Genomic DNA, 1,174 nt, shown 5'->3' with positions numbered 1-1,174 from the left:
CGAAGCCCGCGGATAGAATTCCTCCGCCGGAATACATTTCACGCTACCAGCGCCGCCCTGATGGTCCGCATATTAAATTCTCACGCCTTGCACTCAAAAGTGCACAGTCGTGATGCGGCGGCCGGCCGCATTATCGATGGGTGAGCAATTGATCTCGCCGGGCGGGATCACAGGGGGATGTTGCCCCGGTGAATCCGGGGTGCGGGGACCGCTTCGTTGCGCAGCGCGCGCAGGGTCCTGGCGATGTGCGTACGCGTGGACGACGGGGTGATGACCCCGTCGATGAAGCCGAGCTCGGCCGCCACGTACGGCGTGCAGTAGCGGTCCTGGTACTCCCGCTCCAGTTCCGCCCGGACCGCCTCGATGTCGCCGCCCTCGGCCTGCACCTGCGCCAGTCGGCGGCGGTGCACGATGCTCGTCGCGCCCTGCGCCCCCATGATCGCGATCTCCGCGGTGGGCCAGGCCAGGTTGACGTCGGCGCCGAGGTGCTTGGAGCCCAGCACGTCGTACCCGGCGCCGTACGCCTTGCGCGTGATCACGGTGACCATGGGGACCGTTGCCTCCGCGTAGGCGTAGATCAGCTTCGCGCCGCGCCGGATGATCCCGCTCCACTCCTGGGTGGTGCCGGGCAGGAAGCCGGGCACGTCCACGAACGTCAGGATCGGCACGTTGAACGCGTTGCAGGTCCGCACGAAGCGCGCCGCCTTCTCGGCGGCGTCGATGTCCAGGCAGCCGGCGAAGTGCAGCGGCTGGTTGGCGACGACGCCGACGCTGCGGCCCTCGATGCGGGCGAAGCCCACGAGGATGTTCCGCGCGAACAGCTCCTGGACCTCCAGGAACTCGCCGTCGTCGACCACGCCCTCGATCGCCTCGTGCATGTCGTACGGCTCGGTCGGCGAGTCCGGGATCAGCGAGTTCAGCTTCTTCTCGAGGTCCAGCGGGGCGCGGTCGACCAGCGGCTTGCCCGTCCAGTCCATGGCGTCGAAGACCGGGGCCTCGGAGGCGTTGTTGTCGGGCAGGTGCGAAAGCAGCACCCTCACGTAGGAGAGGGCGTCCTCCTCGTCGGCTCCCAGGTAGTGCACGTTTCCCGACTTCGTGCTGTGCGTCCTGCCGCCGCCGAGGTCCTCGAAGCCGACGTCCTCGCCGGTGACCGTCTTCACCACGTCGGGGCCCG

The 1,174-nt window shown here is 68.2% G+C and carries 1 protein-coding gene; it reads right to left on the bottom strand.

The annotated features are described in order from the left end of the window. Positions 1-167 precede the first annotated feature (167 nt). Positions 168-1,174, bottom strand: a 1,007-nt coding sequence (locus ABD378_RS07915) for an acyl-CoA carboxylase subunit beta (protein ID WP_344519778.1), incomplete at its 5' end; no start/stop codon positions are given.

It is taken from the genome of Streptomyces rectiviolaceus (assembly GCF_039533825.1).
Taxonomy (GTDB): Bacteria; Actinomycetota; Actinomycetes; order Streptomycetales; family Streptomycetaceae; genus Streptomyces; species Streptomyces rectiviolaceus.
The sequence above is the reverse complement of the archived record's forward strand: the minus strand, read 5'-3'. Positions and strand labels throughout refer to the sequence as shown.